We start from the raw sequence: 21,935 nt of genomic DNA on the forward strand, positions 1-21,935 counted from the left end.
CTGCAGGCCGGAGGATTATTTCATAAATGCAGGTTGTTTGTTTTCGTAAGCGGCAATCGCCGCGTCGTGCTGGAGAGTTAAACCAATGCTGTCCAGACCGTTCAGCATGCAGTGACGGCGGAAGGCATCAATGCTGAAGCTGTAGGTCTTATCCCCGGCTTTCACCACTTCGGCTTCCAGATCCACTTCAAACGAAATGCCCGGATTCGCCTTAACCAGCGCGAACAACTCATCGACCTGTTCATCGCTCAGCGTGACGGGCAGCAGCTGGTTGTTGAAGCTATTGCCGTAGAAGATATCCGCGAAGCTAGGGGCAATGACCACTTTAAAACCGTAGTCGGTGAGCGCCCACGGCGCGTGTTCACGGGATGAGCCGCAGCCAAAGTTTTCGCGTGCCAGCAAAATGGAGGCGCCTTTGTATTCCGGGAAGTTCAGAACGAATTCCGGATTAGGCACTTCGCCCTTATCGTCCAGGAAACGCCAGTCGTTAAACAGATGTGCGCCGAAACCGGTACGCGTTACTTTCTGCAGAAACTGTTTTGGAATAATAGCGTCAGTATCGACGTTAGCGGCGTCCAGCGGGACAACACGGCCCGTATGTTGGGTAAATTTCTCTGCCATGATTGTCTCCTTATTTCAGGCTGCGAATATCGGCGAAATGGCCGGTGACTGCCGCAGCGGCGGCCATTGCCGGGCTGACCAGATGGGTGCGCCCACCGCGGCCCTGACGGCCTTCAAAGTTTCGGTTGCTGGTGGAGGCGCAGCGCTCACCCGGATTCAGGCGATCGTTGTTCATGGCCAGACACATGGAGCAGCCGGGCAGGCGCCACTCGAAGCCCGCTTCGATAAAGATCTTATCCAGACCTTCGGCTTCCGCCTGGGCTTTCACCGGACCGGAGCCAGGTACCACCAGCGCCTGCACGCCCGGTGCCACTTTGCGGCCTTTGGCAATCTCGGCGGCGGCACGCAAATCCTCGATACGGGAATTGGTGCAGGAACCGATAAAGACTTTATCAATGGCGACATCGGTCAACGGCACGCCGGGCTTCAGTCCCATATAGGCCAGCGCTTTTTCGGCACTGGCGCGCTCGACCGGATCGGTAAAGGATGCCGGGTCAGGGATATTGTCGTTAACGGAAATCACCTGGCCCGGATTGGTGCCCCAGGTCACCTGAGGCGCAATCTCTTCTGCCTGCAGCGTGACGACGGTGTCAAAGGCTGCGCCATCGTCGGTTTTCAGGGTTTTCCAGTACGCTACCGCGTCGTCAAAATCCTGATCTTTCGGCGCGTGCAGACGACCCTTCACGTAGTTGAAGGTGGTTTCGTCCGGCGCGACCAGACCGGCTTTTGCGCCCATCTCAATCGCCATATTGCACAGGGTCATGCGCCCCTCCATGCTCAGCGCCTGGATGGCTTCCCCGCAGAATTCAACAACATGACCGGTGCCGCCCGCGCTGCCGGTTTTACCGATGATGGCCAGCACGATGTCTTTTGCGGTAATACCCGGTGCGGCTTTACCCTTCACTTCAATCTTCATGGTTTTGGCGCGGCCCTGTTTCAGGGTCTGCGTTGCCAGAACATGTTCCACCTCGGACGTGCCAATCCCGAATGCCAGAGCGCCAAACGCGCCGTGGGTCGCGGTATGGGAGTCCCCGCAGACGATCGTCATGCCCGGCAGGGTGATCCCTTGCTCAGGCCCCATCACGTGGACAATGCCCTGGTACGGATGGTTCAGGTCGTACAGCTCAACGCCAAATTCCTTGCAGTTCTTAATCAGCTCCTGCATCTGGATACGGGCCATCTCACCCGAGGCATTAATGTCTTTGGTCTGGGTGGATACGTTGTGATCCATCGTCGCGAAGGTTTTACCCGGCTGACGTACCGGACGCTTGTGCGCCCGCAGGCCGTCAAAGGCCTGAGGAGAGGTCACTTCGTGCACCAGATGACGGTCAATGTACAGCAGCGGGGTTTCGTTCGGCGCCTCGTAAACAACGTGCGCATCAAACAACTTTTCATATAACGTCTTAGCCATGATTACACCCCTTCAGCGACATAGCGGGCAATGATGTCGCCCATTTCATCGGTACTGACTGCCGCCGTGCCGCGTGCTAAATCGCCGGTACGGACGCCTTCTTCTAACGCCCGGTTAATGGCGTTTTCAATTGCGGTTGCTGCATCGCCTGCATCCAGGCTGTAGCGCAGCAGCAGGGCCAGGGAGAGGATCTGCGCAATAGGGTTGGCAATGTTTTTGCCTGCAATATCCGGCGCGGAGCCGCCCGCAGGCTCGTACAGGCCAAAGCCTTCTTCATTCAGGCTTGCGGAGGGCAGCATGCCCATCGAGCCGGTGATCATTGCGCACTCGTCAGAGAGAATATCGCCGAACAGGTTGGAGCACAGCAGCACGTCAAACTGGGACGGATCTTTAATCAGCTGCATGGTCGCATTGTCGATGTACATGTGCGACAGCGCGACGTCCGGGTACTGCTTAGCGACTTCACTGACGATCTCGCGCCACAAAATGGAGGACTGCAGCACGTTCGCTTTATCAATGGAGGTTACTTTATGGCGGCGTTTGCGCGCCGACTCGAACGCGATATGGGCGATACGTTCGATTTCGAAACGGTGATACACCTCGGTGTCGAACGCTTTCTCGTGTTGTCCGCTGCCTTCGCGGCCTTTTGGCTGACCGAAGTAGATCCCGCCGGTCAGTTCACGCACGCACAGAATGTCGAAACCGTTGGCGGCGATATCCGCGCGCAGCGGGCAGAACTCTTCCAGACCCTGATACAGCTTCGCCGGACGCAGGTTGCTGAACAGCTTGAAATGTTTACGCAGCGGCAGCAGCGCGCCGCGCTCTGGCTGCTCTGCCGGCGGCAGGTGTTCCCATTTCGGACCACCGACGGAACCAAACAGCACGGCATCGGCATTTTCGCAGCCTTCTACGGTCGCTTTTGGCAGCGGCGTGCCGTGGTTATCAATCGCAATACCGCCCACGTCATAGTGGCTGGTGGTGATTTTCATCGCAAAACGCGCGCGAACGGCTTCCAGTACTTTCAGCGCCTGTGCCATCACTTCCGGACCAATACCGTCGCCCGGCAACACGGCAATATGGTAATTCTTCGACATTACACGGTTTCCTTGTTGTTCTCTTTATTCTGAGCTTTGCGTTGCAACTCTTTTTCGACTTCGGCGGCGCGCCAGATGTTGTTCAGAACATGCACCATCGCTTTCGCGGAGGATTCAACGATATCGGTCGCCAGGCCCACGCCGTGGAAGCGGCGGCCATTGTGGGTAACAACAATGTCGACCTGACCCAGTGCATCTTTGCCGTGGCCCTTGGCCGTCAGGTCATATTTCACCAGCTCAACGTCGTACTCGGTGACGCGATTAATCGCCTGGTAGATGGCATCGACAGGGCCGTTACCGTTAGCGGCCTCTGCTTTAATTTCATCCCCGCAGGCCAGTTTGACCGAGGCGGTTGCGATGTCGCTGGAGCCGGACTGCACGTTGAAGTAATCCAGACGGAAGTGCTCCGGCTCTTCCTGCTGCTTGTTAATAAAGGCCAGCGCTTCCAGGTCATAGTCGAACACCTGACCTTTTTTGTCGGCCAGCTTCAGGAACGCGTCGTACAGCTGATCCATGTTGTAATCGCTGTCCTTATAACCCATCTCTTCCATACGGTGTTTAACCGCGGCGCGACCGGAGCGGGAGGTCAGGTTCAGCTGTACCTGATTCAGGCCAATGGATTCCGGAGTCATGATTTCGTAGTTTTCACGATTCTTCAGCACGCCATCCTGGTGAATACCGGATGAGTGCGCGAAGGCACCGGTGCCGACAATCGCTTTGTTAGCCGGAATCGGCATGTTGCAAATCTGGCTGACGGTCTGGCTGGTGCGCCAGATTTCGTTGTGATTGATGCGGGTGTGCACGTCCATAATGTCTTTGCGCACTTTGATCGCCATGATCACCTCTTCCAGCGAACAGTTGCCCGCGCGTTCGCCGATGCCGTTCATCGCGCCTTCTACCTGACGCGCGCCGGCGTGTACCGCGGCGATGGCATTGCCCACGGCCAGACCCAAATCATCGTGGGTGTGGACGGAGATAATTGCTTTATCAATATTCGGCACGCGGTCATACAGGCCGGTGATGATGTTGGAGAACTCAAACGGCATGGTGTAGCCGACGGTGTCCGGGATGTTGATGGTTTTCGCACCCGCGTTGATGGCGGCTTCCACAACGCGTGCCAGGTCTTCGATTGGCGTACGGCCCGCATCTTCACAGGAGAATTCAACGTCATCGGTATAGTTGCGTGCGCGCTTAACCATGTAAACCGCACGCTCAATCACCTCATCCAGCGTGCTGCGCAGCTTGGTTGCGATGTGCATAGGCGAGGTGGCAATAAAGGTGTGGATACGGAACGCTTCGGCGACCTTCAGCGACTCGGCGGCGACGTCGATGTCTTTCTCTACGCAGCGCGCCAGGGCACAAACGCGGCTGTTTTTAATGGTGCGCGCGATGGTCTGTACGGATTCGAAATCACCCGGGGAAGAGACAGGGAAACCGACCTCCATCACGTCGACACCCATACGTTCGAGAGCCAGCGCGATCTGCAGTTTCTCTTTTACACTCAGGCTTGCCTGTAATGCCTGTTCACCGTCACGTAAAGTAGTATCGAAAATAATGACTTGCTGGCTCATGGGTTAGGTCCTTGTCAGTCTTAGGGCGCCTTGCTACGAGCATAAAAAAACCCGCGCAGTGGCGCGGGTTTTTAGTCTTACTGGTGACGATTCAACGCTGAATTTCGCCCGCCAGTCTACCGCGCACAGTGGATGCGTTTAGTAGTAGTAGACCGGTGAAACGAATGGTGCGTGTCATGAATCGTGCTCCGTTAAATTCAATATGCTTTTAGTGGTACTGGATACGGCTGTTCATGTCAACCCCTGAGGATGAAAACGGGCCCGACAGACGGAATCAACAGGATATTCACTTTAGCTAATTGTGCTGGTTTTAGCTTTCCCTGCCAGACTAATTGTCTAATTTTGGACTTAAGAAAAGAGTTGCAGAAACAAATGAATATAATTGTTTAAAAATGAGTGAAATGTTTTGAAGAGGATGCTTTGTGCTTAAAGAGTTTGGATATCATTAAGTTATAAATGCAGTGAATCTATTTCTGAGTGCTAAAAAACGAACAGAGATAACAGGTTGTTAACTAACTGTAGGGAGATAGCAATAACAGTTTAATAATGCTTAAGTCATCATTAACCTGATGGCAATTGTATATTTGTTTGGTTTATGGTTTCATTCAGATCCTAAAGTCAAACATATCTTTTTTGCTCATTAATTTTCGTTAGTATAGAGTCTTTATATATTCCGAATTTTAAATAATTCTCTTTCGCTGATCGTATTAGCATGATAAATCATATTTTTCGAGATTATTACAGTACGTTGGCAAAGGAGTGTAGCGTGACAGTGGAGTCAGAAGTGCCAGAAAATAATATTAAACAGTCTCAAGCTACTGATGGGATTAAACCGCAGTTACGCACGGTGGATCTGAATCTTCTGACGGTGTTTGATGCGGTTATGCAGGAACAGAATATCACCCGCGCGGCTCAAGCGTTGGGGATGTCACAACCTGCGGTGAGTAATGCCGTCGCCAGACTTAAGCTCATGTTTAACGACGAATTATTTGTTCGCTACGGGAGGGGGATCCAGCCTACGGCACGCGCATTCCAGCTGTTCGGCTCCATCCGCCAGGCGTTGCAACTGGTCCAAAATGAGCTGCCGGGATCGGGCTTTGAACCTTTAAGCAGCGAGCGCGTATTTCATCTTTGTGTCTGCAGCCCATTAGATAATTATTTAACGTCAATTATCTATAATAAAGTTGAAGAGATCGCACCAAATATCCATCTTGTTTTTAAATCATCTCTGAATCAAAACACGGAACATCAGTTACGCTATCAGGAGATCGAATTCGTTCTGGGATATGAAGAGTTCCGTCGTCCGGAATTTTCCTGCGTGCCGCTGTTTAAAGATGAAATGGTTCTGGTCGCCAGTAAAAAACACCCGCGCCTGAATTCTCCGCTGCGAGAAAACGATGTTTATAACGAGCAGCACGCCGTTGTTGCGCTCGACAGATATGCTTCCTTTAGCCTGCCGTGGTATGACACTGCGGATAAACAGGCGAGCGTGGCTTATCAGGGCATGGCCATGGTCAGCGTATTAAACGTGGTTTCCCAGACACAGTTGGTGGCAATTGCGCCGCGCTGGCTGGCAGAAGAGTTTTCTGACCCTTTAAATCTGCAAATTTTGCCTCTGCCGCTCAAGCTAAATAGCCGTACCTGTTATCTTTCCTGGCATGAAGCGGCGGGCCGGGATAAAGGACATCAGTGGATGGAAGAGTTGCTGGTTGGCATCTGCCGCCGGTAAACGCATCAGGATAAATCGCATTGGTTTATGTGATTTATCCTGAGTTTTTCTGGATGCTTGCTATTTTGTTCTGTGAATCTTTTTTTCTGACTGCTCTCCGGCGCGCAAAAATAGATGATTTCCTGCATTGTCGCGGTTTTCAGCGATGATTTATCACCCCATCCTCTATTCCCAGAGGAATTAACCATATCTTCTGATAACGGCTGCTTTTTCTGCTTTACGCAGCGTTTATCTCACCGGGTTTGCTAATTGCCTGCCTCATAACGAGCGGTTAAGGTAAAGAACACTCTGCAAAATATAAGATTGGTTTATCCCAATCGTAAGACGGTGCGGAAATGAATTCGGCAGTCCGTCTATAACAAAATGCCTGGAGGCAAAGCATGGAGATGTTGTCTGGCGCGGAAATGGTCGTTCGGTCGCTGATCGATCAGGGCGTAAAGCAAGTGTTCGGCTACCCTGGCGGTGCGGTCCTCGATATTTATGATGCGCTGCATACGGTTGGGGGCATTGACCATGTTCTGGTACGTCACGAGCAGGCGGCGGTACACATGGCTGACGGCCTGGCACGTGCGACGGGTGAAGTGGGCGTGGTATTAGTCACGTCCGGCCCCGGCGCGACAAACGCCATTACCGGCATTGCGACGGCCTATATGGACTCCATTCCGCTGGTGATCCTCTCCGGGCAGGTGGCAACCTCACTGATTGGCTACGATGCGTTTCAGGAGTGCGACATGGTCGGGATTTCGCGTCCCGTTGTGAAGCACAGCTTTCTGGTCAAGCAAACAGAAGACATTCCCGGCATACTGAAAAAAGCCTTCTGGCTGGCGGCGAGCGGACGCCCGGGACCGGTGGTGGTCGATCTGCCTAAAGATATTCTCAACCCGGCAAACAAGCTGCCTTATGTCTGGCCGGAATCGGTCAGCATGCGCTCTTATAACCCCACAACGCAGGGGCATAAAGGTCAGATCAAGCGAGCGTTGCAAACGCTTCTGGCCGCCAAAAAACCGGTGGTCTATGTCGGTGGCGGGGCGATCAACTCTGCCTGTGAAGCCCAGCTTCGTGAACTGATTGAAAAGCTTAACCTTCCCGTTGCGTCGTCGCTGATGGGGCTGGGGGCGTTCCCTGCCACCCATCGTCAGGCGCTGGGGATGCTGGGTATGCACGGTACCTATGAAGCCAACATGACAATGCATCATTCCGATGTGATCTTTGCCGTCGGCGTGCGCTTTGACGATCGCACCACCAACAACCTGGCGAAGTATTGTCCGAACGCCACTGTGCTGCACATTGATATCGACCCGACGTCCATTTCAAAAACGGTGTCCGCTGATGTGCCGATCGTCGGTGATGCCCGTCAGGTTCTTGAACAGATGCTGGATCTGCTGGCCCAAGAGAAAGCGAGCCAGCCGCTGGATGAGATCCGCGACTGGTGGCAGCAGATTGAACAGTGGCGCGCCCGTCAGTGCCTGAAATATGACACGCAAAGCGAAAACATTAAGCCGCAGGCGGTCATCGAAGCGGTGTGGCGACTGACGAAAGGTGAAGCGTACGTGACCTCAGACGTGGGGCAGCATCAGATGTTTGCCGCCCTGTATTACCCGTTTGATAAACCGCGACACTGGATCAACTCCGGTGGTTTAGGAACCATGGGCTTTGGTCTGCCTGCCGCGCTGGGCGTGAAGCTGGCGCTGCCGAATGAAACCGTCGTCTGCGTGACGGGGGACGGCAGTATTCAGATGAACATTCAGGAGCTGTCTACCGCGCTGCAGTATGAACTGCCGGTACTGGTGCTGAACCTGAATAACGGGTATCTCGGTATGGTCAAGCAGTGGCAGGATATGATCTACTCTGGCCGCCACTCCCAGTCCTACATGAAATCGCTGCCGGATTTTGTTCGTCTTGCTGAAGCATATGGCCACGTAGGCATGCGGGTGACCGATCCGGCCGAGCTGGAAACGAAGCTCGCACAGGCGCTTGAGCACGTTAAAAACAACCGCCTCGTCTTTATGGATGTAATTGTTGATGGAACCGAGCACGTTTATCCGATGCATATTCGTGGTGGTGGTATGGATGAAATGTGGTTAAGCAAAACGGAGAGAACCTGATATGCGCCGGATATTATCTGTTTTACTGGAAAACGAGTCTGGCGCACTGTCGCGCGTCATTGGCCTTTTTGCGCAGCGCGGCTATAACATTGAAAGCCTGACCGTTGCCCCGACGGAAGACCCGACGCTGTCGCGCATGACGATCCAAACCGTCGGCGATGCCAAAGTACTTGAGCAAATTGAAAAACAGCTGCATAAGCTGGTCGACGTACTGCGCGTGAGCGAGCTGGGGCAGGGTGCCTACGTTGAACGTGAGGTCATGCTGGTGAAAATCCAGGCCAGCGGCTACGGGCGTGATGAAGTCAAACGCAATGCGGATATTTTCCGCGGCCAGATTATCGACGTCACGCCTTCTCTTTATACAGTTCAGCTGGTCGGGACAAGCGACAAGCTGGATGCTTTCCTGGCGTCCGTGCGGGATGTCGCAAAAATTGTCGAGGTCGCGAGATCGGGGGTTGTGGGTCTGTCACGCGGCGAGAAAATCATGCGTTAGTTGTCAAAAAGGTTCGCCTCTTTCTGCCCGGTCACCAAAGCCGGGCTTTTTTTTGCGTAATCAGCCGACAACGCAGATAAAAGCGGTTGCCGCGAAGGCTTTTCTGCGTTTAGATGTTAAAAGATTTAACCATAACCTTGACAGGGCCATGGACTCTTTTCTTTTTTTAAGGGGCAATTGTGAAACTGGATGAAATCGCCCGGCTAGCCGGCGTGTCACGAACAACGGCCAGCTATGTGATTAACGGTAAAGCAAAGCAGTACCGTGTCAGCGACAAGACCGTTGAAAAAGTTATGGCGGTGGTTCGTGAGCATAACTACCATCCGAATGCTGTCGCAGCCGGTCTGCGTGCCGGGCGTACCCGCTCTATTGGTCTGGTGATCCCTGACCTGGAAAACACCAGCTATACCCGTATCGCCAACTATCTTGAACGTCAGGCGCGCCAGCGCGGCTATCAGTTGCTGATTGCCTGCTCGGAAGACCAGCCCGACAACGAGATGCGCTGCATTGAGCATCTGCTCCAGCGCCAGGTGGATGCAATCATCGTGTCGACCTCCTTGCCGCCAGAGCATCCGTTCTACCAGCGCTGGGCGAACGACCCGTTCCCAATCGTTGCGCTGGATCGCGCGCTCGATCGCGAGCATTTCACCAGCGTCGTGGGTGCGGATCAGGATGATGCAGAAATGCTGGCCGCAGAGCTGAGAACGTTCCCCGCAGAGACAGTGCTGTATCTTGGCGCGTTGCCCGAGCTTTCCGTGAGCTTCCTGCGCGAGCAGGGATTCAGAACCGCCTGGAAAGACGATCCGCGCGAGGTCCACTACCTCTATGCCAATAGCTACGAGCGTGAAGCCGCGGCGCAGCTGTTCGAAAAATGGCTGGAAACGCACCCAATGCCTCAGGCGCTGTTCACCACCTCGTTTGCGCTGTTGCAGGGTGTCATGGATGTAACATTACGGCGTGAAGGTAAACTGCCCTCCGATCTGGCGATTGCCACGTTCGGGGATAACGAGCTGCTCGACTTCCTTCAGTGCCCGGTGCTGGCGGTAGCACAGCGTCACCGCGATGTGGCTGAACGCGTGCTGGAGATTGTGCTGGCAAGCCTGGATGAGCCGCGCAAACCGAAGCCGGGCCTGACGCGGATCAAACGTAATCTCTACCATCGCGGAATTTTAAGCCGCCAAAAATGAAATGACTGGGGCGGCGAAATCTGCCCCATTTTGTTGCGATAATTCGTGCGCATAATTCCCGGAGAGAAATTAGGATAATTCTTGAGAAATCCTAATCGCCTATTTTCTTAATTCATTCCTGCTTTTAAATTGGCCCTTTAAAGAACGTCCGGGCGATTTTAAACAGCCATCTTTGTATTAATTTGTTACAAACCCTCTTCGGCCGATGAATATTCAGACGTTTTTCCTCCTCCTTTGCCAGCTTACGTGGCAACCGCCGCGCTTACCGGGTGCCCGAGTGAATCTGGCGCTGTCATCCCCTGGGAATCTGTCATAAAATGCTGCCCGCGTCGCAAACTGACACTTTATATTTATCTGCGATGATATTGAGTGAGCCTTAACGCTAGTGTGCATATTCGGTTTTTTTCTTACAAATATTCATAACGTTAATTTTGCCTCGCCAGTTGTGCAGTTATTAACCAGGACTGTTTATCTCTGTAAATAGAGGGCTTTCGAGTCCTTATGCCGAGAGTCCTGGCTTGACAAGCTTTTCCCTCGCTCCGTAAACTCCTTTAGGTGGGAATTTGTGGGTTAAAGTGGTGAGGAGGGGTGAGACTGGCATGTTCCGTGGAGCTACGTTAGTCAATCTCGACAGCAAGGGGCGTTTATCGGTACCAACCCGATACCGCGACCAGCTGATTGAGAACGCTGCGGGTCAAATGGTTTGCACCATTGACATTAACTCCCCCTGCCTGCTGCTTTACCCCCTGCCTGAATGGGAAATTATTGAGCAAAAGCTGTCGCGACTGTCGAGCATGAACCCGCAGGAACGCCGCGTGCAGCGGTTGTTATTGGGACATGCCAGTGAATGTCAGATGGATAACGCAGGGCGATTACTGATCGCGCCTGTGTTACGGCAACATGCCGGTCTGACCAAAGAAGTGATGCTGGTCGGGCAGTTCAACAAATTTGAACTGTGGGATGAAACGACCTGGTATCAACAGGTCAAGGAAGATATCGACGCTGAGCAGTCTGATTCCGCGACATTATCGGAACGGCTGCAGGACTTGTCTCTATAAATATGATGGAAAATTATAAACATAAAACGGTGTTACTGGACGAGGCCGTTAACGGCCTGAATATTCGTCCGGATGGCATCTACATTGATGGCACTTTTGGTCGCGGTGGTCACTCGCGTTTGATCCTCTCCCAACTGGGTGAGGAGGGGCGTCTGCTGGCAATCGATCGCGATCCGCAGGCAATTGCCGTTGCACAGACTATCAATGACCCACGCTTTTCCATCGTGCATGGACCTTTTTCTGCGCTCGCGGACTATGTGGCTGAGCGCGGCCTGACGGGCAAGATCGACGGGATTCTTCTCGATCTTGGCGTCTCTTCACCCCAACTTGATGATGCTGAACGCGGTTTCTCCTTTATGCGCGATGGTCCGCTGGACATGCGTATGGACCCGACTCGCGGCCAGTCTGCCGCCGAGTGGTTACAGACCGCTGACGAAGCAGACATTGCATGGGTCATCAAAACGTTTGGCGAAGAGCGCTTTGGCAAACGTATTGCGCGCGCCATCGTTGAGCGCAATCGCATTGAGCCAATGACCCGCACCAAAGAGTTGGCTGAGGTGATCGCGGCGGCGACACCGGTGAAGGATAAGCACAAACATCCCGCGACCCGTACCTTCCAGGCGGTTCGCATCTGGGTAAACAGTGAACTGGAGGAAATAGAGCTGGCGCTAAAAAGCTCGCTCGACGTGCTGGCCCCGGGTGGGCGGTTATCCATCATCAGCTTCCATTCGCTGGAAGACCGTATTGTGAAACGCTTTATGCGTGAACAAAGCCGCGGTCCACAGGTGCCAGCGGGGCTGCCGATGACGGAAGAACAACTCAGGAAGCTGGGTGGCCGTCAGTTGCGAGCATTAGGCAAGTTGATGCCGGGCGAAGAAGAAGTGGCAGAGAATCCACGCGCCCGTAGTTCAGTGCTGCGTGTTGCAGAGAGGACGAACGCATGATCGGCAGAGTGACAGAGACCCTAAGCAAAGTTAAGGATTCGTTAGGAAGCAACGAGCGCCATGCCTTGCCTGGCGTGATCGGCGACGATCTTTTGCGGTTTGGGAAACTGCCACTCTGTCTGTTCATTTGCATCATTGTCACGGCAGTTACGGTGGTGACCACCGCCCACCATACACGTTTATTGACTGCGCAACGCGAGCAGATGGTACTGGAACGCGATGCGCTGGATATTGAATGGCGAAATCTGATCCTTGAAGAAAACGCGCTCGGCGATCACAGCCGGGTTGAACGGATCGCAACGGAAAAGCTGCAACTGCAGCATGTTGATCCTTCGCAGGAAAATATCGTAGTACAAAAATAAGGGAAAACGCGACGCATGAAAGCAGCGGCAAAAACGCTAAAACCAAAACGTCAGGAAGAACAGGCCAACTTTGTCAGTTGGCGTTTTGCGTTGCTTTGCGGCTGCATTTTACTCGCTCTGGGTTTTCTGCTGGGACGCGTGGCCTGGCTGCAAATCATCGCCCCTGACATGCTGGTGCGCCAGGGCGACATGCGCTCCCTGCGCGTCCAGGAAGTGTCGACATCCCGCGGGATGATCACCGACCGCTCGGGTCGCCCGCTGGCGGTGAGCGTGCCGGTGAAGGCGATCTGGGCCGATCCTAAAGAACTGCATGATGCAGGCGGGATCACGCTTGATAACCGCTGGAAGGCGCTTGCGGATGCGCTGAAGATGCCGCTTGACCAGTTAGCTTCACGCGTGAATACCAACCCGAGAGGGCGGTTTATCTATCTGGCACGTCAGGTGAACCCTGACATGGCGGACTACATCAAAAAATTGAAGCTGCCGGGGATCCATCTGCGTGAAGAATCTCGTCGTTACTATCCCTCCGGCGAAGTGACTGCTCACCTCATTGGCTTTACTAACGTGGATAGCCAGGGGATTGAAGGCGTCGAAAAAAGCTTTGATAAATGGCTGACCGGCCAGCCGGGCGAACGCATTGTGCGTAAAGACCGCTACGGTCGCGTGATTGAGGATATTTCCTCTACGGACAGCCAGGCCGCACACAACCTTGCGCTGAGTATCGATGAGCGGCTACAGGCGCTGGTTTACCGCGAGCTGAACAACGCCGTGGCCTTCAACAAAGCGGAATCGGGCAGTGCCGTGTTAGTCGACGTCAACACGGGTGAAGTGCTGGCGATGGCCAATAGCCCTTCCTACAACCCTAACAATCTCACCGGTACGCAGAAGGATGTTATGCGTAACCGTACCATCACCGACGTATTCGAACCGGGTTCGACCGTTAAGCCGATGGTGGTCATGACTGCACTCCAGCGCGGTATCGTCAATGAAAACACCGTACTGAATACCATTCCATACCGAATTAACGGCCACGAAATCAAAGACGTGGCGCGCTACAGCGAATTGACCCTGACCGGGGTGTTACAGAAGTCGAGTAACGTCGGTGTTTCAAAGCTGGCGTTAGCGATGCCGTCCTCAGCGTTAGTAGAGACTTACTCACGTTTTGGGCTTGGAAAGGCGACCAATTTGGGGTTGGTCGGAGAACGCAGTGGCTTATATCCTCAAAAACAACGGTGGTCTGACATAGAGAGGGCCACCTTCTCTTTCGGCTACGGGCTAATGGTGACACCGTTACAGTTAGCGCGAGTCTACGCAACGATCGGCAGCTATGGCGTTTATCGTCCGCTGTCGATTACCAAAGTTGATCCACCGGTTCCCGGCCAGCGTATCTTCCCGGAATCAACCGTCCGTACTGTTGTTCATATGATGGAAAGCGTAGCGCTGCCCGGCGGCGGCGGCGTGAAGGCGGCAATCAAAGGTTATCGCATCGCCATCAAGACCGGTACGGCGAAAAAAGTAGGGCCGGACGGCCGCTATATCAATAAATACATTGCCTATACCGCAGGCGTAGCGCCTGCAAGCAATCCGCGTTTTGCGCTGGTGGTCGTGATAAACGATCCACAGGCGGGTAAATACTACGGCGGCGCCGTCTCCGCGCCTGTGTTCGGGGCTATCATGGGCGGCGTGTTACGCACCATGAACATTGAACCGGATGCGCTGGCGACGGGCGAAAAAAGTGAATTTGTAATTAATCAAGGCGAGGGTACAGGTGGCAGATCGTAATTTGCGCGACCTTCTCGCTCCGTGGGTGCCAAATGCACCGGAGCGAGCACTGCGAGAGATGGTACTGGACAGCCGCGTGGCTGCTTCTGGCGATCTTTTTGTGGCGGTGGTCGGTCATCAGGCGGACGGGCGTCGTTATATCCCGCAGGCGATTGCGCAAGGTGTGGCTGCCATTATTGCTGAGGCCAAAGATGAGGCAACCGACGGTGAGATCCGTGAAATGCACGGGGTGCCGGTCATCTATCTCAGCCAGTTAAACGAGCGTCTTTCCGCGCTGGCGGGGCGTTTTTATCACGAACCTTCCGACCAGCTGCGCCTGGTTGGCGTGACGGGTACCAACGGTAAAACCACTACCACGCAGTTGATGGCGCAGTGGGCCCAGCTGCTGGGTGAAACCGGTGCGGTGATGGGTACCGTGGGTAACGGCCTGCTGGGCAAAGTGAGCCCGACGGAAAACACCACCGGCTCGGCGGTAGACGTACAGCATGTGCTTGCCGGTCTGGCAGGGCAGGGGGCAACCTTTGCTGCGATGGAAGTCTCTTCGCACGGTCTGGTTCAGCACCGCGTCGCGGCGCTGAAATTTGCCGCGTCCGTGTTTACCAACCTGAGCCGCGATCATCTTGATTATCACGGTGATATGGAGCATTACGAAGCCGCGAAATGGCTGCTGTTCTCTACTCACCATTACGGACAAGCCATCATCAACGCCGACGACGAAGTGGGCCGCCGCTGGCTGGCGAAACTGCCGGATGCGGTTGCAGTGTCGATGGAAGACCATATCAATCCGAACTGCCACGGCCGCTGGCTGAAGGCGGTTGAGGTGAATTATCACGACAGCGGGGCGACAATCCGCTTTGCCTCTTCCTGGGGGGAAGGTGAAATTGAAAGCCGCCTGATGGGCGCCTTTAACGTCAGCAACCTGCTGCTGGCGCTGGCAACGTTGCTGGCGCTGGGTTATCCGATGGCTGAACTGCTGAAAACCTCAGCGCGTCTGCAGCCTGTTTGCGGCCGTATGGAAGTGTTCAGCGCGCCGGGCAAACCGACCGTTGTGGTTGATTATGCCCACACGCCTGATGCGCTGGAAAAAGCGCTGGAAGCGGCGCGCCTGCACTGCACAGGGAAGCTCTGGTGCGTGTTTGGCTGCGGCGGCGATCGCGATAAAGGCAAACGCCCGCTGATGGGGGCTATTGCCGAGCAGTTTGCAGATATTCCGGTTGTGACCGATGACAACCCGCGTACCGAAGAGCCGCGCGCCATCATTAATGACATTCTGGCGGGCATGCTGGACGCGGGCCGCGCTCGCGTGGTGGAAGGGCGTGCGGAAGCCGTGACCAACACCATCATGCAGGCGCAGGAGAATGATGTTGTTCTGCTGGCGGGCAAAGGCCATGAAGATTATCAGATCGTTGGCAATCGCCGTCTGGACTACTCGGACCGCGTAACGGCAGCACGCCTGCTGGGAGTCGTGGCATGATTAGCATCACGTTAAGCCAGGCCGCTGCTATTCTGCAGGGCGACCTCTACGGGCAAGACCTGACCATTGATGCCGTAACGACGGACACCCGTAAAATCACCGCAGGCTGTCTGTTTGTGGCGCTGAAAGGCGAGCGTTTTGACGCGCATGATTTTGCAGAACAGGCCAAAGAGAATGGCGCCGGCGCCCTGCTGGTCAGCCGCAGGCTCGATATCGATCTGCCGCAAATTGTGGTGAAAGATACGCGTCTCGCGTTCGGTGAGCTGGCCGCCTGGGTTCGTCAGCAGGTCCCTACTCGCGTTGTCGCCTTGACCGGTTCATCAGGCAAGACGTCGGTGAAAGAGATGACGGCGGCGATCCTCAGCCAGTGCGGGAATACGCTTTATACCGCGGGCAACCTCAATAATGACATCGGCGTGCCGATGACATTACTCCGTCTGACTAAAGAACACGAATTTGCGGTGATCGAGTTAGGGGCGAACCACCAGGGCGAAATCGCCTGGACCGTGAGCCTGACTCGCCCGGAAGCCGCGCTGGTGAATAACCTCGCGGCGGCGCATCTGGAAGGTTTTGGCTCGCTGGAAGGCGTAGCGAAAGCCAAAGGTGAGATTTACACCGGCCTGCCGGATGACGGTATCGCCATCCTGAACGCCGACAACAACGACTGGCTGAACTGGCAAAGCATCATTGGTTCGCGTAAAACCTGGCGCTTCTCGCCGAATGCGGCCAACAGTGATTTTACCGCGACCAATATCCACGTGACGTCGCACGGTACGGAGTTCACCCTCACCACCCCAACGGGAGGCATTGATGTGCTGCTGCCGCTGCCGGGTCGCCATAACATCGCCAATGCGCTTGCGGCGGCGGCGTTGTCGACGGCGGTGGGCGCGTCGCATGAAGCGATTAAAACCGGGCTGGCGAACCTGAAAGCCGTGCCGGGGCGTCTGTTCCCGATTCAGCTTTCGGAAAACAAGCTGCTGCTGGATGACTCCTACAACGCGAACGTTGGCTCAATGACGGCGGCGGTGCAGGTGTTATCTGAAATGCCGGGCTATCGCATCATGGTGGTGGGCGATATGGCAGAGCTGGGCGACGAAAGCGAAGCCTGCCATACCCAGGTCGGTGAAGCGGCGAAAGCGGCGGGGCTGGACTGCGTGCTGAGCGCAGGAAAACTGAGCCAGTCGATTAGCTATGCCAGCGGCGTTGGCGAGCATTTTGCTGATAAAAGCGCGTTGATAGCGCGCCTTAAGGCGTTGATTACAGAAAAACAAATTGTGACTGTGTTAGTGAAAGGTTCACGTAGTGCCGCCATGGAAGAGGTTGTGCACGCATTACAGGAGAACGGGACATGTTAGTTTGGCTGGCCGAACATTTGGTCAAATATTATTCAGGCTTTAACGTCTTTTCGTATCTGACGTTTCGCGCCATCGTCAGCCTGCTGACTGCGCTGTTCATCTCGTTGTGGATGGGCCCGCGCATGATTGCCCGTCTGCAAAAACTCTCTTTCGGCCAGGTTGTGCGTAACGACGGTCCGGAATCGCACTTCAGCAAGCGCGGCACGCCGACGATGGGCGGGATCATGATCCTGACCGCCATCGTCGTTTCCGTGCTGCTGTGGGCGTATCCCTCCAACCCGTACGTCTGGTGCGTTCTGACGGTACTGGTGGGTTACGGGATCATCGGTTTTGTTGATGATTACCGCAAAGTCGTCCGCAAAGATACTAAGGGCCTGATCGCGCGCTGGAAGTATTTCTGGATGTCAGTGATCGCGCTGGGCGTGGCCTTCGCACTGTATCTGGCAGGCAAAGACACGCCAGCCACCGAGCTGGTCGTGCCGTTCTTTAAGGACGTGATGCCGCAGCTGGGGCTGTTCTACATCCTGCTGGCCTACTTTGTGATTGTTGGTACCGGCAACGCCGTTAACCTGACCGACGGCCTGGATGGTCTGGCGATTATGCCAACCGTCTTTGTGGCCGCCGGTTTTGCGCTGGTGGCGTGGGCGACCGGTAACATGAACTTTGCAAATTATCTGCACATCCCTTATCTGCGCCACGCGGGTGAGCTGGTGATCGTCTGTACGGCGATTGTCGGCGCGGGGCTGGGCTTCCTGTGGTTCAACACCTATCCGGCGCAGGTCTTCATGGGTGACGTCGGTTCACTGGCGCTGGGTGGCGCGTTAGGCATTATTGCCGTGCTGCTGCGCCAGGAGTTCCTGCTGGTGATCATGGGTGGCGTGTTTGTGGTTGAAACCCTGTCGGTAATTTTGCAGGTCGGGTCCTTCAAGCTGCGCGGCCAGCGCATCTTCCGTATGGCGCCGATTCACCACCACTATGAACTGAAAGGCTGGCCGGAGCCGCGCGTGATTGTGCGCTTCTGGATTATTTCGCTGATGCTGGTGCTGATTGGCCTGGCAACGCTGAAGGTACGTTAATCATGGCAGATTACCAGGGCAAAAAAGTCGTTATCATCGGGTTGGGCCTCACGGGGCTTTCCTGCGTGGACTTTTTCCTCGCACGCGGCGTGACGCCACGCGTGATGGATACGCGTGTCTCTCCGCCGGGTCTGGACAAACTGCCGGAACAGGTTGAACGCCACCTTGGTGGTCTGAATGATGACTGGCTGCTGGCAGCCGATCTGATTGTCGCAAGCCCAGGTATGGCGCTGGCGCATCCTTCGCTGAGCGCTGCCGCGGATGCGGGCGTTGAGATTGTCGGCGATATCGAACTCTTCTGCCGCGAAGCGCAGGCTCCGATTATCGCCATTACCGGCTCAAATGGTAAAAGCACGGTCACTACGCTTGTCGGCGAGATGGCAAAAGCGGCGGGTAAGAACGTCGGTGTTGGCGGCAATATTGGCCTGCCAGCCCTGATGCTGCTGGATAAAGGCTGTGAGCTGTACGTACTGGAACTTTCCAGCTTCCAGCTTGAAACCACCTCCAGCCTGCACGCGGCTGCCGCGACGATCCTCAACGTGACTGAAGATCATATGGACAGGTATCCATTTGGTCTGCAGCAGTACCGTGCCGCCAAGCTCCGCGTTTATGAAAATGCCAACGTCTGCGTTGTTAACGCCGATGACGCGCTAACCATGCCGGTGCGTGGCGCAGACGATCGCTGTATTAGCTTCGGTATCACGATGGGCGATTACCACCTGAACCGTCAGCTGGGCGAAACCTGGCTGCGCGTGAAAGGTGAGAAAGTGCTGAACGTGAAAGAGATGAAGCTCTCTGGTCAGCACAACTATACCAATGCCCTGGCGGCGCTGGCGCTGGCGGATGCAGTAGGGCTGCCGCGCTCCTCCAGCCTGAAAGCGTTAACCACGTTTTCTGGCCTGGCGCACCGTTTCCAGCTGGCGCTGGAGCACAACGGCGTGCGCTGGATCAACGACTCCAAAGCCACCAACGTGGGCAGCACCGAGGCCGCGCTGAACGGCCTGCACGTTGACGGAACCCTGCATTTACTGCTGGGCGGCGACGGTAAATCAGCGGATTTCTCCTCCCTGAAGCCGTATCTCGCCGGAGATAACATCCGCCTGTACTGCTTCGGCCGTGACGGCAGCGAGCTGGCTGAACTGCGCCCTGAGGTTGCCGAGCAAACCGAAACCATGGAACAGGCGATGCGGCTGATTGCCCCTCGCGTTAAGCCAGGCGATATGGTGCTGCTCTCTCCGGCCTGCGCCAGCCTCGATCAATTCAAGAATTTCGAACAGCGTGGTGATGTCTTTACCCGCCTGGCGAAGGAGTTAGGCTAATGCGTTTATCTCTCCCTCGCCTGAAAATGCCGCGCCTGCCAGGATTTGGGATTCTGGCATGGGTGTTTGCGGCGCTCAAAGGCTGGGTGATGGGCTCTCGTCAAAAAGATAACGACAGCCTGGTCATGTACGATCGCACGCTGTTCTGGCTCACGATGGGGCTGGCGGCGGTCGGCTTCATTATGGTCACGTCAGCTTCAATGCCCGTCGGGCAGCGTCTGGCGAACGATCCTTTCCTGTTTGCCAAGCGTGATGGTCTTTACATCATCCTGGCGTTCTGCCTGGCGCTGGTGACCTTGCGTCTGCCGATGGAGTTCTGGCAGCGGCACAGTACGGCGATGCTGATCGCCTCGATTATTATGCTGCTGATCGTGCTGGTGGTGGGGAGCTCTGTTAACGGCGCATCACGCTGGATCGCCTTTGGCCCGCTGCGCATTCAGCCTGCGGAATTTACCAAGCTCTCCCTGTTCTGCTACCTGGCAAACTACCTGGTGCGTAAGGTAGATGAAGTGCGTAACAACCTGCGCGGCTTCTTAAAACCGATGGGCGTGATTCTGGTGCTGGCGGTATTACTGCTGGCGCAGCCTGACCTCGGTACCGTTGTCGTGCTGTTCGTTACCACCCTGGCGATGCTGTTCCTGGCGGGCGCGAAGCTGTGGCAGTTCATCGCTATCATCGGGATGGGGATTTCAGCGGTTGTGCTGCTGATCCTCGCCGAGCCTTACCGTATTCGCCGTGTAACCTCGTTCTGGAACCCGTGGGAAGATCCGTTCGGCAGCGGTTATCAGCTGACGCAGTCGCTGATGGCCTTTGGTCGTGGTGAGGTCTGGGGACAGGGGCTGGGTAACTCGGTACAGAAACTGGAGTATTTACCGGAAGCGCATACTGACTTCATCTTCTCCATTATTGCGGAAGAACTGGGTTATATCGGTGTGGTATTAGCGCTATTAATGGTATTCTTCGTCGCTTTCCGCGCCATGTCCATCGGGCGGAAAGCGCTGGAGATCGATCACCGCTTCTCAGGATTCTTAGCCTGCTCAATTGGTATCTGGTTTAGCTTCCAGGCATTGGTTAACGTCGGGGCCGCAGCAGGTATGCTGCCGACCAAAGGTCTGACGTTGCCGTTGATCAGTTATGGTGGTTCCAGTCTGTTGATTATGTCGACGGCCATCATGTTTTTGTTGCGCATAGATTATGAAACGCGTCTGGAAAAAGCCCAGGCGTTTACACGAGGTTCACGATGAATCAACCGAAGCGGTTAATGGTGATGGCAGGCGGTACCGGTGGACACGTGTTCCCGGGACTGGCGGTTGCGCACCATTTAATGGATCAGGGCTGGCAGGTACGCTGGCTGGGAACCGCAGACCGCATGGAAGCCGATCTGGTACCGAAGCACGGTATTGAGATCGACTTTATTCGTATTTCCGGCCTTCGGGGCAAAGGCCTCAAGGCTATGCTGCTGGCACCGGTGCGTATTTTTAACGCCTGGCGTCAGGCGCGCACCATCATGAAGCGCTTTAAGCCAGATGTGGTGCTGGGCATGGGCGGTTATGTCTCGGGTCCTGGCGGGCTGGCGGCGTGGTCGTTAGGCATTCCCGTTGTTCTGCATGAACAGAACGGTATTGCCGGACTGACCAACAAGTGGCTGGCGAAAATCGCTACCAAAGTTATGCAGGCGTTTCCCGGCGCGTTCCCGAAAGCGGACGTGGTGGGTAACCCGGTGCGTGTGGACGTGCTGGCGCTGCCGCTGCCGGATGCTCGCCTGACGGGCCGTGAAGGGCCGGTTCGTGTACTGGTCGTCGGCGGCTCTCAGGGCGCTCGCATTCTAAACCAGACGATGCCGCAGGTTGCCGCAAAGCTGGGGGATACCGTGACGATCTGGCACCAGAGCGGAAAAGGCGCTCAGCAGACCGTTGAGCAAGCATACGCAGACGAAGGCCAGCCGCAGCATAAAGTCACAGAGTTTATCGACGACATGGCGGCAGCGTATGCCTGGGCCGATGTCGTGGTCTGTCGTTCCGGCGCGCTGACGGTGAGCGAGATCGCCGCCGCGGGTCTGCCGGCCCTGTTTGTGCCGTTCCAGCACAAAGACAGACAGCAGTACTGGAATGCGCTGCCGCTTGAGAAAGCCGGTGCCGCGAAGATATTTGAGCAGCCACAATTTACCGCCGACGCGGTCGCCACCACCCTGGCGGGCTGGAACAGAGACGCACTGCTGGAGATGGCGCAACGCGCGCGCGCGGCCGCTATTCCTGATGCGACGGAGCGGGTGGCAAAAGAAGTGAGCCTGGCAGCCCAGGCTTAACCCTCGCAGCGCGTGTTGCGCTGCACGAATTTTAAGTAGTCGATGGCGT

19 protein-coding genes are annotated in these 21,935 nt (G+C 55.3%); 14 read left to right on the plus strand and 5 right to left on the minus strand.

What is annotated here, in order from left to right:
- Window positions 1-15: 15 nt before the first annotated feature.
- The 5 genes from leuD to leuL all read right to left on the minus strand — a co-directional run bounded on the left by leuD (window position 16) and on the right by leuL (window position 4,875).
- Entirely contained in the window at window positions 16-621 is a 606-nt protein-coding gene (leuD, locus tag WM95_RS03935; protein ID WP_039260825.1) for a 3-isopropylmalate dehydratase small subunit, read from the minus strand.
- Between the two features lie 10 nt (window positions 622-631).
- The gene (leuC, locus tag WM95_RS03940) at window positions 632-2,032 is read right to left on the minus strand and encodes a 3-isopropylmalate dehydratase large subunit (RefSeq protein ID WP_047173696.1); all 1,401 of its coding nucleotides are present in this window, start codon (window positions 2,030-2,032) and stop codon (window positions 632-634) included.
- Between the two features lie 2 nt (window positions 2,033-2,034).
- A complete protein-coding gene (leuB, locus tag WM95_RS03945; protein WP_023310385.1) occupies window positions 2,035-3,126 on the minus strand; it encodes a 3-isopropylmalate dehydrogenase in 1,092 nt (363 codons plus the stop codon).
- The gene (gene leuA, locus WM95_RS03950) at window positions 3,126-4,697 is read right to left on the minus strand and encodes a 2-isopropylmalate synthase (RefSeq protein ID WP_029741222.1); all 1,572 of its coding nucleotides are present in this window, start codon (window positions 4,695-4,697) and stop codon (window positions 3,126-3,128) included. The genes leuB and leuA overlap by 1 nt, the downstream gene beginning before the upstream one ends.
- 91 nt (window positions 4,698-4,788) lie before the next feature.
- Complete coding sequence (gene leuL, locus WM95_RS27810) at window positions 4,789-4,875, minus strand: leu operon leader peptide (RefSeq protein WP_071786497.1); 87 nt, start codon at window positions 4,873-4,875, stop codon at window positions 4,789-4,791.
- A 606-nt stretch (window positions 4,876-5,481) separates the two neighbouring features.
- On the opposite strand from leuL, the gene leuO reads away from it, so the two are divergent.
- From leuO to murG, 14 genes are all read left to right on the plus strand, one after another.
- The gene (gene leuO, locus WM95_RS03955; RefSeq protein ID WP_029741223.1) at window positions 5,482-6,426 is read left to right on the plus strand and encodes a transcriptional regulator LeuO; all 945 of its coding nucleotides are present in this window, start codon (window positions 5,482-5,484) and stop codon (window positions 6,424-6,426) included.
- A gap of 380 nt (window positions 6,427-6,806) precedes the next feature.
- Complete coding sequence (gene ilvI, locus WM95_RS03960; RefSeq protein WP_059445794.1) at window positions 6,807-8,531, plus strand: acetolactate synthase 3 large subunit; 1,725 nt, start codon at window positions 6,807-6,809, stop codon at window positions 8,529-8,531.
- Between the two features lies 1 nt (window position 8,532).
- Complete coding sequence (gene ilvN / locus WM95_RS03965) at window positions 8,533-9,024, plus strand: acetolactate synthase small subunit (RefSeq protein ID WP_023310389.1); 492 nt, start codon at window positions 8,533-8,535, stop codon at window positions 9,022-9,024.
- Between the two features lie 179 nt (window positions 9,025-9,203).
- A complete protein-coding gene (gene cra, locus WM95_RS03970) occupies window positions 9,204-10,211 on the plus strand; it encodes a catabolite repressor/activator (protein WP_008501993.1) in 1,008 nt (335 codons plus the stop codon).
- A gap of 599 nt (window positions 10,212-10,810) precedes the next feature.
- Entirely contained in the window at window positions 10,811-11,269 is a 459-nt protein-coding gene (gene mraZ, locus WM95_RS03975; protein ID WP_021240528.1) for a division/cell wall cluster transcriptional repressor MraZ, read from the plus strand.
- Between the two features lie 2 nt (window positions 11,270-11,271).
- Window positions 11,272-12,213, plus strand: a complete 942-nt coding sequence (gene rsmH, locus WM95_RS03980; RefSeq protein ID WP_021240527.1) for a 16S rRNA (cytosine(1402)-N(4))-methyltransferase RsmH — start codon at window positions 11,272-11,274, stop codon at window positions 12,211-12,213.
- Window positions 12,210-12,575 carry a cell division protein FtsL gene (gene ftsL / locus WM95_RS03985; RefSeq protein ID WP_008501989.1) on the plus strand — a complete coding sequence of 122 codons (366 nt, stop codon included), beginning with the start codon at window positions 12,210-12,212 and terminating at the stop codon, window positions 12,573-12,575. Before rsmH ends, ftsL begins: the two co-directional genes overlap by 4 nt.
- Before the next feature lie 15 nt (window positions 12,576-12,590).
- Entirely contained in the window at window positions 12,591-14,357 is a 1,767-nt protein-coding gene (locus tag WM95_RS03990; RefSeq protein ID WP_088544644.1) for a peptidoglycan glycosyltransferase FtsI, read from the plus strand.
- The gene (murE, locus tag WM95_RS03995) at window positions 14,344-15,831 is read left to right on the plus strand and encodes a UDP-N-acetylmuramoyl-L-alanyl-D-glutamate--2,6-diaminopimelate ligase (protein ID WP_047742825.1); all 1,488 of its coding nucleotides are present in this window, start codon (window positions 14,344-14,346) and stop codon (window positions 15,829-15,831) included. Before WM95_RS03990 ends, murE begins: the two co-directional genes overlap by 14 nt.
- The gene (murF, locus tag WM95_RS04000) at window positions 15,828-17,186 is read left to right on the plus strand and encodes a UDP-N-acetylmuramoyl-tripeptide--D-alanyl-D-alanine ligase (protein ID WP_063409793.1); all 1,359 of its coding nucleotides are present in this window, start codon (window positions 15,828-15,830) and stop codon (window positions 17,184-17,186) included. Before murE ends, murF begins: the two co-directional genes overlap by 4 nt.
- Complete coding sequence (gene mraY / locus WM95_RS04005) at window positions 17,180-18,262, plus strand: phospho-N-acetylmuramoyl-pentapeptide-transferase (protein WP_008501985.1); 1,083 nt, start codon at window positions 17,180-17,182, stop codon at window positions 18,260-18,262. Before murF ends, mraY begins: the two co-directional genes overlap by 7 nt.
- Window positions 18,263-18,264: 2 nt before the next feature.
- Window positions 18,265-19,581, plus strand: a complete 1,317-nt coding sequence (gene murD / locus WM95_RS04010) for a UDP-N-acetylmuramoyl-L-alanine--D-glutamate ligase (protein WP_063409792.1) — start codon at window positions 18,265-18,267, stop codon at window positions 19,579-19,581.
- Complete coding sequence (gene ftsW, locus WM95_RS04015; RefSeq protein WP_023310395.1) at window positions 19,581-20,825, plus strand: cell division protein FtsW; 1,245 nt, start codon at window positions 19,581-19,583, stop codon at window positions 20,823-20,825. Before murD ends, ftsW begins: the two co-directional genes overlap by 1 nt.
- Entirely contained in the window at window positions 20,822-21,886 is a 1,065-nt protein-coding gene (gene murG, locus WM95_RS04020) for an undecaprenyldiphospho-muramoylpentapeptide beta-N-acetylglucosaminyltransferase (protein ID WP_039260813.1), read from the plus strand. Before ftsW ends, murG begins: the two co-directional genes overlap by 4 nt.
- Window positions 21,887-21,935: the final 49 nt, after the last annotated feature.

The sequence above is a fragment of the Enterobacter cloacae complex sp. ECNIH7 genome (assembly GCF_002208095.1).
In the GTDB taxonomy this organism is placed as follows: domain Bacteria; phylum Pseudomonadota; class Gammaproteobacteria; order Enterobacterales; family Enterobacteriaceae; genus Enterobacter; species Enterobacter cloacae_M.

Bases quoted from the DNA above. Each gene is read 5' to 3' on its own strand.
- mraY (WP_008501985.1), top strand. From the start codon at position 17,180: ATGTTAGTTTGGCTGGCCGAACATTTGGTCAAATATTATTCAGGCTTT.
- leuB (WP_023310385.1), bottom strand. From the start codon at position 3,126: ATGTCGAAGAATTACCATATTGCCGTGTTGCCGGGCGACGGTATTGGT.
- rsmH (WP_021240527.1), top strand. From the start codon at position 11,272: ATGATGGAAAATTATAAACATAAAACGGTGTTACTGGACGAGGCCGTT.
- leuA (WP_029741222.1), bottom strand. From the start codon at position 4,697: ATGAGCCAGCAAGTCATTATTTTCGATACTACTTTACGTGACGGTGAA.
- leuC (WP_047173696.1), bottom strand. From the start codon at position 2,032: ATGGCTAAGACGTTATATGAAAAGTTGTTTGATGCGCACGTTGTTTAC.
- leuD (WP_039260825.1), bottom strand. From the start codon at position 621: ATGGCAGAGAAATTTACCCAACATACGGGCCGTGTTGTCCCGCTGGAC.
- mraZ (WP_021240528.1), top strand. From the start codon at position 10,811: ATGTTCCGTGGAGCTACGTTAGTCAATCTCGACAGCAAGGGGCGTTTA.
- ftsW (WP_023310395.1), top strand. From the start codon at position 19,581: ATGCGTTTATCTCTCCCTCGCCTGAAAATGCCGCGCCTGCCAGGATTT.
- murG (WP_039260813.1), top strand. From the start codon at position 20,822: ATGAATCAACCGAAGCGGTTAATGGTGATGGCAGGCGGTACCGGTGGA.
- ftsL (WP_008501989.1), top strand. From the start codon at position 12,210: ATGATCGGCAGAGTGACAGAGACCCTAAGCAAAGTTAAGGATTCGTTA.
- murD (WP_063409792.1), top strand. From the start codon at position 18,265: ATGGCAGATTACCAGGGCAAAAAAGTCGTTATCATCGGGTTGGGCCTC.
- murF (WP_063409793.1), top strand. From the start codon at position 15,828: ATGATTAGCATCACGTTAAGCCAGGCCGCTGCTATTCTGCAGGGCGAC.
- ilvI (WP_059445794.1), top strand. From the start codon at position 6,807: ATGGAGATGTTGTCTGGCGCGGAAATGGTCGTTCGGTCGCTGATCGAT.
- ilvN (WP_023310389.1), top strand. From the start codon at position 8,533: ATGCGCCGGATATTATCTGTTTTACTGGAAAACGAGTCTGGCGCACTG.
- leuL (WP_071786497.1), bottom strand. From the start codon at position 4,875: ATGACACGCACCATTCGTTTCACCGGTCTACTACTACTAAACGCATCC.
- WM95_RS03990 (WP_088544644.1), top strand. From the start codon at position 12,591: ATGAAAGCAGCGGCAAAAACGCTAAAACCAAAACGTCAGGAAGAACAG.